Annotated in this window: 9 protein-coding genes; 3 read left to right on the forward strand and 6 right to left on the reverse strand. The window is 73.8% G+C overall.

Annotated features, from left to right (window positions below):
• Positions 1 to 21: 21 nt before the first annotated feature.
• From FAF44_RS46930 to FAF44_RS46940, 3 genes are read right to left on the reverse strand one after another with little or no spacing between them, the layout of a single operon-like run.
• The gene (locus FAF44_RS46930; protein ID WP_237109948.1) at positions 22 to 1,440 is read right to left on the reverse strand and encodes an MmgE/PrpD family protein; all 1,419 of its coding nucleotides are present in this window, start codon (positions 1,438 to 1,440) and stop codon (positions 22 to 24) included.
• The gene (locus FAF44_RS46935) at positions 1,433 to 2,296 is read right to left on the reverse strand and encodes a cyclase family protein (RefSeq protein WP_237109949.1); all 864 of its coding nucleotides are present in this window, start codon (positions 2,294 to 2,296) and stop codon (positions 1,433 to 1,435) included. Before FAF44_RS46935 ends, FAF44_RS46930 begins: the two co-directional genes overlap by 8 nt.
• A gap of 27 nt (positions 2,297 to 2,323) precedes the next feature.
• On the reverse strand, positions 2,324 to 3,130 hold the full coding sequence (locus tag FAF44_RS46940) for a class I SAM-dependent methyltransferase (RefSeq protein WP_237109950.1): 807 nt from the start codon (positions 3,128 to 3,130) through the stop codon (positions 2,324 to 2,326).
• A gap of 297 nt (positions 3,131 to 3,427) precedes the next feature.
• Between FAF44_RS46940 and FAF44_RS46945 the strand changes: the two genes are divergently transcribed.
• From FAF44_RS46945 to FAF44_RS46955, 3 genes are read left to right on the forward strand one after another with little or no spacing between them, the layout of a single operon-like run.
• Complete coding sequence (locus tag FAF44_RS46945; protein WP_237109951.1) at positions 3,428 to 4,399, forward strand: ABC transporter substrate-binding protein; 972 nt, start codon at positions 3,428 to 3,430, stop codon at positions 4,397 to 4,399.
• Positions 4,396 to 5,238 (forward strand): ABC transporter permease, encoded by an 843-nt coding sequence (locus FAF44_RS46950; RefSeq protein ID WP_237109952.1) that lies wholly within the window; start codon positions 4,396 to 4,398, stop codon positions 5,236 to 5,238. Before FAF44_RS46945 ends, FAF44_RS46950 begins: the two co-directional genes overlap by 4 nt.
• Positions 5,205 to 6,017 (forward strand): ABC transporter permease, encoded by an 813-nt coding sequence (locus tag FAF44_RS46955; RefSeq protein WP_237109953.1) that lies wholly within the window; start codon positions 5,205 to 5,207, stop codon positions 6,015 to 6,017. Before FAF44_RS46950 ends, FAF44_RS46955 begins: the two co-directional genes overlap by 34 nt.
• Before the next feature lie 71 nt (positions 6,018 to 6,088).
• Here FAF44_RS46955 and FAF44_RS46960 read toward each other — a convergent pair whose 3' ends face one another.
• The 3 genes from FAF44_RS46960 to FAF44_RS46970 form a co-directional block, all read right to left on the reverse strand.
• Positions 6,089 to 7,060, reverse strand: a complete 972-nt coding sequence (locus FAF44_RS46960; protein WP_237109954.1) for a nitrilase-related carbon-nitrogen hydrolase — start codon at positions 7,058 to 7,060, stop codon at positions 6,089 to 6,091.
• Between the two features lies 1 nt (position 7,061).
• Positions 7,062 to 7,496 (reverse strand): DUF3598 family protein, encoded by a 435-nt coding sequence (locus FAF44_RS46965; RefSeq protein WP_237109955.1) that lies wholly within the window; start codon positions 7,494 to 7,496, stop codon positions 7,062 to 7,064.
• A 6-nt stretch (positions 7,497 to 7,502) separates the two neighbouring features.
• On the reverse strand, positions 7,503 to 8,282 hold a 780-nt coding region (locus FAF44_RS46970), incomplete at its 5' end, for an aldehyde dehydrogenase family protein (protein WP_237109956.1).

The raw sequence follows: 8,282 nt of genomic DNA on the forward strand, positions 1-8,282 counted from the left end.
CACGCCGCGCGGCGGTTTCGTTCACGGCCGGTCGAAGTCCGCGACCAGGGCGAGCAACTCGCCGACGTCGTCGAGGTCCTCCAGCCGGCCCGCCAGCGCGGCCACGGCGCCGGCGGTGCTCTCCGGCAGCCGGCCCGCCGCGTTGTCGCGGAACTTCAGCGCCAGCTCGTCCGCCGACAGCGGGCGTCCCGGGCCGCCCCGGTTGACCAGCACCTCCTGGCTCCACTCGCGGCCGTCGAGGTCGCGGGCACGCAGCACGGCGGGGAACTGGTGGGGGAAGATCTTCGTCGCGCGCTCGTCCGGCACCACGTCCACCTTGGCCATCAGCTCGCGCCGCAGGGGGTCGCGGGCCAGGTCGTCGGTGAAGTCGGCCAGCCCGACGCCGAGGCCGCCGCCGCCCAGCAGCCCGGCCGCCACCGCGTACGGGCCGCTGAACTGGGCCTGGTAGCCGGTCTCCGGAGCGCGCTTGGCCTCGATCGGCTGCCCGATCGTGCGGATGACGGGAGCCGGGACGCCCAGCGTCAGACGCTCCACGCGGGCGGGGTCGAGCCCCTGCTCGCGCAGCCCGATCGCGGCGTCGATCGCCGCGTGGGTGAAGTGGTTGGCGGGGTAGGGCTTGAAGAAGATGCCGGGGACCGACCAGGCGGAGCCGAGCCCCTCGGTGATCTCGGCGGCGGCGTAGCGGCCGTGCAGGAACGCCTCGAAGAAGCCGAAGCGCCCTTCGAGCACGGTCGGCGGCCCGGTGAACCCGCGCCGTACGAGGTCGGCCGCCGTCACCGCCGAGTGCGCCGCCCACCCGCAGTGCAGCCGCTTGACCGTGCCGCCCGTCCGGTTGCCCTCGATGATGCCGGAGGCGGTGGAGGCGGCCACGCCGAGCACGTCGAGCACGCCGTCGCGGGACTGGCCGAGCAGCAGCGCCGCCGCGACCGCGCCGCCCATGGTGCCGCAGATCGAGGTGGCGTGCTGGCCGTGCTCGAAGAAGGTGGAGTTGCCGGCCTCGGGGTCGTAGCCGGCCATCCCCAGCCGTACGCAGACCTCCAGTCCGACGGCGATCGCCCGGATCGTGTCCCGGCCCGAGGCTCCGGCCAGCTCCGCGGCGGCCAGCGCGGCCGGCACGACCGGGGCGCTGGGGTGCAGCACCGAGGGGAGATGGGTGTCGTCGTAGTCGAGGGAGTGGGCCAGCACGCCGTTGGCGAGGGCGGCCAGCGCGGCGGGCACCCGCGGGCCGCCGCCCACGACCCGGGCCTGCGGGCGTCCGCCCTGGTCGCGTACGTAGTCGAGGATCGCCTGGCTGGTCGGCAGCCGGTGCGCGGCCACGCACAGCCCGACGATGTCCAGGACACGTTTGCGCACGCTGTCCACGACGTCGTCCGGGAGGGTGGCGTAGGTGGTCTCGGCCGCGAAGCCGGCCAGGCGGGCGGCGAGGGTGGGCTCAGCCACGGGTCGCCTCCCGGGCCGGCTCCCGGGCCGCCACCAGCGCGAGCGGGCGCACCGGCGAGCCGGTGGCGCCGACGAACGCCAGCGGCGACAGCACGAAGGTGAACTCGGCGACGCCGTCGCGGGCCAGGCCGTCCAGGTCCATCGCCTCGACGATGAAGATGCCCGACTCCACCAGCAGCACGCGGTGCGCGGGCAGCACGCTGTGCCCCTGGCCGGGCGCCAGGTGCTCGAACGCGATCGTGTCGGCCCCGACGGCGTGCGGCGCGCGGGCGGCCAGCCACCGGGCTCCGGCCTCGCCCACGCCGGGCACGCCCGACTCGGCTCCGGCGTAGACCTCCCGGTCGGGGTCGCCGAAGTGGCGGCCCCACCCGCTGCGGACCAGGACGACGTCGCCGGGGGCGGGCTCGACGCCCTGCCGTCGCACGGCCGCGTCCAGGTCGGCGGGGGTGATCTCGTAGCCGGGCGCGCAACAGTCCAGCCCGAGCGCCGCGGGCACGTCGAGGAGCACGCCGCGGCGCACCATCGGCTCGATCGTGTGCACGCCGTGCTCGGGGTAGCGGCCCGCCACGCACGCCTCGTCCGCGTCGGCCCCGCCGTGCAGCCTGCCGTCCTGGGAGACGTGCGCGAGGGCGTCGATGTGCGTGCCGACGTGGGTGCCCATGAGGATCAGGTCGTTGGCGGCCGACCCCCCGTCGGGACGGACCTTGTCGCCGTGCCGGCGCGGCAGGGTGTGGGTGTAGGCGGGGTGATTGGGCGACTGGGGCATGCCGGCGAACAGCGGCCGGCCCAGGTCGTAGATCGTCACACCGCCGCGTACCACGTCGAGCAGGGGGTCGGTGTTCGCGGTCGTGCTCATGTTCTCCGTCTCTCTCGGACGTCCGTCTTACAGCCGTCCTGTCGTGTAGCGCACCGTGCGCTCCAGGACGTAACCGTCCGGCGGCAGCGACGCCTCCAGCACGGCCCTGGCCTCGGCGCGCGACGGTTCGGGGATGCTCTCCAGCGCGGCCCTGCGGGCGGCCGACCAGAGCCAGTCCCACACCTGGGCGGCCTGGATCGGCACCTCGAAGACCACGTCGGCGCAGGCGGCGTCGCGCAGCCCGCCCGTCTCGAACAGCGCGGTCATCTCCTCGGGACCGCCCAGCTTGTGGGTGAACGGGGCGCTGCCCGCCCCCGTGGTGTACGGCGCGAGCACCCGTTCCACCAGCCCGAGCAGTTCGGCCTCGGCAGGGCTGGACCGTACGAGCAGGCTGGCCGCCAGCCGCCCGCCGGGCTTGAGCAGGCCGGCCATGGAGCGCACGGCGGCGAGCGGGTCCGGCAGGAAGTACAGCATCATCCCGGCCAGCACGATGTCGAAGCGCTGTCCGGGGAGCAGGTCCTCGGCGTGCTCGGCGTCGCCGAGCATGACGGTCGCCTGGCTCAGGCCGTGGCGTTCGATCTGCGCTCCGGCGGCGGCCACCATCCCGGGCGCCAGGTCGAGGCCCACGACGCGGCCGGTGGGGCCGACCGCGTGCGCCGCGGGCACGAGGGAGGCCCCGGTGCCACAGCCGGCGTCGAGGACGTGGTCGCCGGGCCCGGGGTCGGCGCGGCGGACGAGCTCCGCCGCGACGGGCGCGAAGAACGCGACGCCGACCTGCTCGTAGGTGTCCGCCGCGCGGTCGAACACGCCGGCCATGTACTCCTTGGCATTCATCAGATCTCCTCGGGGCGCTAGGGGGTGTACCGATGATCAGATGAGCTCGATGTGAGCCTGCCACGAAAGGCGACCAACCGCCACAAGTGCCTCATTTCCCCCTCTGGTCATCTCGCTACTCTGCGTTACCATCACTTTCACGCATCCTGCCCCGCTCCTGGAAGGACCTCTTGTCCGACCCCGAGAACGTGGCGGACGATGCCGTCACAACCCTGCGCAACGTCCGCGAGGCCGGGCGCGCCTGACCCCTGACTCGCCGGCCTCACTCCGGAAACCGGACTCAGAAAGGCAGTGCCCATGCAACTGACCAGGGTCGTCGTCGCGGGTATGGCAGTGGCGCTGGCGCTCAGCGCCTGCGGCGGCGGCGGAGAGAGCGGGAGCGGTGCCTCTCCAGGAGGGCTGGAGAAGACCGAACTCCTGGTGGGCGTGGTGCCCGTCCCGTCGTCGGCGTCGCTGTTCATCGCCGAGCAGCGCGGCTTCTTCAAGGAGGAAGGGCTGACCGTCAAGACCGAGATCATCCAGGCGCCCACGGCGGTCATGCCGAAGATCGTCAACGGCACCATGGACGCGTTCATGACGAGCTACGTGGCCCTCATGACGATCAACGACTCGGGCGCGGCCAAGCTCAAGCTGTTCCAGCACACGATGGGCGGCGCGCCGGGCATCTCCGGGCTGGTCGTGGCGAAGGACTCGCAGGTCAGGACCATCGCCGACCTCAAGGGCCGGACGGTCGCGGTCAACGTGCTCAAAGCGCTCGGCCAGACGGTGGTCAGCGCCCACGCGCAGGCCGCCGGGCTCAGCCCCGACGACCTCAAGTTCGTCGCCGTGCCCTTCTCCGACCAACTCGGCGCCCTGTCCACCGGCAAGGTGGACGCGGCCTGGCTGGCCGAGCCGTTCCTGAGCGCGGCCAGGAAGTCCGGGGCCACGCAAATCGCCGACACCGTCACCGGCGTCACGGCGGGCGTGCCGATCGACGGCTGGGGCGTCACCGAGCAGTGGCTGGCCGAGCACCCGCGCACGGCCGCGGCGCTGCACCGCGCGCTGGCCAAGGCGCAGCGGATCGCGGCGGACGACCGCAAGGCCGTCGACGCGGTCGTGCCGGCATACACGCAGATCCCGGCGGAGGTGGCGGCGGCGATGGGCGTCGGCTCGTTCACGATGGAGGCCGACCAGGCCAGCGTGCGCAAGCTGGCCGACCTGATGTACGGCTTCGGCTTCCTGAAGAACAAGGTGGACGTGGGCCGGCTCTTCGCGTCGGTCGGCGGATGATCCGCCGGACCCTCCGACGCGGCCCGATCGCCGTCCGGCCCGGGACCGCGCCCGGCGCTCCCCTGGGCGGCGGACCCGGGCGCGGGCTGCTCGGCCTGGCCGGGGTCGCGGGGTTTCTCGTCGTGGCCGAGGCGGCCGGGCGGACCGGGCTGATCCCGGAGTTCCTGCCGTACGTGTCGCACGTGCTGGCCACGGCGGCGGCGCTGCCGCTGGACGCCGGCTTCCGGGCCGACGTGCTGGCCACCCTCGGCCCCTGCCTGCTGGGGCTGGGGATCGCGATCGGGGTGGCCGTGCCCGCCGGGCTGCTGTTCGGGACGGTCCCGTTCATGGAACGCTCGGCCCGGCCGCTGGTGGAGTTCCTGCGGCCGATCCCGTCGGTGGCGCTGATCCCCCTGGCGGTCTTCCTGTTCCCCGACGGGAACGACGCGAAGACGGCGCTCGTCGTCTACACCTGCTCGTGGCCGCTGCTCATCAACACGCTGTACGGCCTGGCCGACGTCGATCCGCTCGCCAAGGACACGCTGCGCGGCTTCGGGTTCGGCCCGCTGGCGGTGGCGCTGCGGGTGAGCCTGCCGAGCGCGGCCCCGTTCATCGCCACCGGCGTGCGGATCGCGGTGTCGGTCACCCTGATCGTGGCCGTGAGCGTGGAACTGCTGGCTCCCGGCGGGGGCGGGATCGGGGCGTTCCAGTCGCTGGCGGGCAGCGCCAACCGGCTCGACCGGGTGCTGGCGGCCACGGTGTGGGCGGGGCTGCTCGGGCTGGGGGCCAACCTGCTGTTCAGCGCCGCCGAACGACGGCTGTTCCGATGGCACCACACGCGGACGGGGGCGCGGGCGTGAACGTCGTGCGGCGGATGGCGTGGTACTGGCTGCTGCCGGTGGCGGTGGCGATCTGGGAGTTGGCCACGCGCTCGGCGGCGGCCACGTACTTCCCGCCGCCGTCGCTGATCGTGGGCCGGCTGCGCGAGATGTGGTTCTCGGGGCCGCCGTCGCGGGGCTTCCTCACCGAGGAGGCGGTGGCGGACCTGCTGCCCAGCCTGGCCCGGCTGTTCACCGGGTGGGCGGTCGCGTGCGCGGCGGGGGTGCTGTTCGGGGTCGCGCTGGGGCGCTCGTACCGGCTGGCGGGGCTGGTGGAGCCGCTGCTGCACTTCGGCCGCTCGGTTCCGCCGGCCGCGCTGCTGCCGGTGTTCCTGGTGCTGTTCAAGGTCGGCACGCCGATGCAGCTCGCCTCCATCGTGTACGGCGTCGTCTGGCCCGTGCTGATCAACTCGATGGACGGGGCCAGGCACGTGGACCGCGGGTACCTCGAGACCGGCGCCGTCTACCGGTTCAGCGCCTGGCAGCGGCTGACCAGGGTCGTCCTGCCCGCCGCCGCGCCGAAGATCTTCGCGGGGCTGCGGCTGAGCGTGTCGCTGGCGTTGATCATGATGGTCATCTCCGAGCTGGTGGGCAGCAGCGAGGGCATCGGGCACCGCCTGCTGGAGGCGCAGAGCCAGTTCGACATCCCGGCCATGTGGGCGGGGATCGTGCTGCTCGGCCTGCTGGGGATCGGGCTCAACGCGGCCTTCCTGGGGGTGGAGCGGCTGGTGCTGGGCTGGCACCGCGGCGCACGCGCCTGACCCGCCACCCCGGGTGGTGCTGGGCCGGCACCAGGGCGTGCGCCTGACCCACTGCCCCTCCCCCGGAGGTGTCAGCCGTGCAGGCGGGCGATGGCCTCGGCCTGTCGTGCCAGCGACCGGGCACGGTCGGGCCCGCCGGTCTCCGGCCGTTCGACGTCGTGCCGGGCGTACTCGGCGGCCCACAACCCGGTCTTGACCCGGCTGAGCAGGTTGGCCATGCCGGGCCGCCGCCGGGCGCGGCGCAGGGCGGCGAGGTCCAGTTCTGCGGCGGCGACCAGGCTCTCGCCCGGCCCGGCCTGGGCCAGCGCCCGTCCCTCGTGGTCGATCAGCTCCGAACCGCCGTTGGTGGAGTCGCCGGGGATCGCGATGCCGCGCAGGCCGCCGCTGTTGGCCGAGACCACATGGACGAGGTTCTCCACCGCCCGCGCCCGGCGCGCGACGGCCTTCGGGGTGAGCGCCGGGGACGACGCCTCGGAGGTGGGGTTGCACAACACCTCCGCGCCGCGCAACGCCAGCGCCCGGGCCAGCTCCGGCATGAGGATCTCCTCGGAGGCGACCACCGCGAGGTTGCCGATCTCGGTACGGGCCACCGGCAGCACGCCGTCGATGCCGTAGATGTCCAGGTAGCGTTCCCACACGTCGTACGGGGTGGGCGAGAACAGTGAGTGCAGCCGCCGGTAGCGCAGCACGGCCCGCCCCTCCGGGGAGAGGATCACCGTCGCCTGGAAGTACAGGTCGGGGAAGTGCTCGTCCCGCTCGTACGCGTTGACGCACAGGAACACGTCGTGGTCGGCGGCGACGGCGGCCAGCGCGCGGTACTCGGGGCCGTCGGGTTCGAGTGCGGCCCGGTCCCGCCACCCGGCCGGGCTGTCGCCCGCCGGGAAGCCGGTCAGCACGTACTCGGGCAGCACGACCAGGCGCAGTTCCGGCCCGAGCCACGCCTTCGAGCCCGCCACCTGTGTGGCGACGCGCTCCACGGCGGCCCGGATCCCGTCCCCGACGCGGGTCTCCATCTGCAGGGCGAGCGCGGTGTAGGCGGTCATCTCAGCCTGCCCGGCGTTCGTCGATGAGGGTCCTGCGCACGCAGACGCCGTCCTGGAGCCACTGCCACACGCGGCTGCGCGAGCGGCCGTCCTCGCTGAGCACGATGATCTCGAACATGCGGACGTCCTGCCCCTTGAAGCGCCAGGTCAGGTAGATCGTGCTGTCGTCCAGCTCCCAGAACACGCCTTCGATCCGCTCGGTGTCGAACCCGCACCGCCCGTCGCCGAGGTAGACGCCGGGGAACTCGTGCACCTCGCTCCGCCCGTCGTCCCAGGTGTAGCGGTTGGTCTGGTGGTAGGTGTCGCCCGAGATGGCGCAGGTCATCCGGACCCGGTGCCGGTCGAGCAGGTGGCCGTCGCGGCCGAGGTGGAGGTAGTCGCCCTCCCACTCGCCCTCGTGCCGGGCCAGCAGCGGCATCCGCTCGCGCAGTCCCATCGCGGGCTACTCCTTCGTGCTGTGCCACCACGGGTCGGCGGCGTCGGATCGGTTGATGAGGAAGGCCCTGCGGCGCAGGAACCGGCTGATGGATGCCGGGCCCATGCGGGAGCCGCCGAGCCCGGACAGGCGGAAGGAGTGTTTCTCGCCCTCGTGCACGAGCGCGGTCAGCGCGGCGTCGTTGACGCTGACCGCGCCGACCTGGAGCCGGGCCGCCACCGCGCGGGCCTGCGCCTCGGTGGCGGCGAAGACGGCCGCCGACAGCCCGTACGGCGAGTCGTTGGCCAGCGCGACCGCCTCGTCCGGCCCCGGCACCGCCATGACCGGCAGCACCGGGCCGAACGTCTCCTCCGTCATGACCAGCATCGTGTGATCGGCGCCGGACAGCACGGTCGGACGGCACCAGTGGCCGCCGCCGTGCCGTTCGATGCGCCCGCCGGTGTGCACGGTCGCGCCCTTGGCCACGGCGTCGGCGAGGTGGGCGGCGATCACGTCCGGCAGGCCCGGCTCGATGAGCGGGCCGATCGGGCCGCCCTCGCAGGTCAGGCCCACCTGCCCGGCCCTGGTCACGAGGCGGTCGAGGAAGTCGTCGTGGACCTCGCGGGCGACGTAGACGCGTTCGACGGACTGGCAGGACTGGCCGGCGTTCGCGGTGCCGCCCCACAGGACGGCCGCCGCGGCGCGGTCGAGGTCGGCCCCGGCCAGCACGATCGCCGGGTCCTTGCCGCCCAGTTCCAGGAACGCCGGCACGAACGCGCGGGCCGCCGCCTGCGCCACCCGCCGCCC

Source organism: Nonomuraea sp. MG754425 (genome assembly GCF_021699195.1).
Taxonomy (GTDB): Bacteria; Actinomycetota; Actinomycetes; order Streptosporangiales; family Streptosporangiaceae; genus Nonomuraea.

Excerpts from the sequence above, each read along its gene's own strand:
- FAF44_RS46950 (WP_237109952.1), top strand. The coding sequence starts at position 4,396 with ATGATCCGCCGGACCCTCCGACGCGGCCCGATCGCCGTCCGGCCCGGG.
- FAF44_RS46955 (WP_237109953.1), top strand. The coding sequence starts at position 5,205 with ATGGCACCACACGCGGACGGGGGCGCGGGCGTGAACGTCGTGCGGCGG.
- FAF44_RS46945 (WP_237109951.1), top strand. The coding sequence starts at position 3,428 with ATGCAACTGACCAGGGTCGTCGTCGCGGGTATGGCAGTGGCGCTGGCG.
- FAF44_RS46960 (WP_237109954.1), bottom strand. The coding sequence starts at position 7,060 with ATGACCGCCTACACCGCGCTCGCCCTGCAGATGGAGACCCGCGTCGGG.
- FAF44_RS46940 (WP_237109950.1), bottom strand. The coding sequence starts at position 3,130 with ATGAATGCCAAGGAGTACATGGCCGGCGTGTTCGACCGCGCGGCGGAC.
- FAF44_RS46935 (WP_237109949.1), bottom strand. The coding sequence starts at position 2,296 with ATGAGCACGACCGCGAACACCGACCCCCTGCTCGACGTGGTACGCGGC.
- FAF44_RS46965 (WP_237109955.1), bottom strand. The coding sequence starts at position 7,496 with ATGGGACTGCGCGAGCGGATGCCGCTGCTGGCCCGGCACGAGGGCGAG.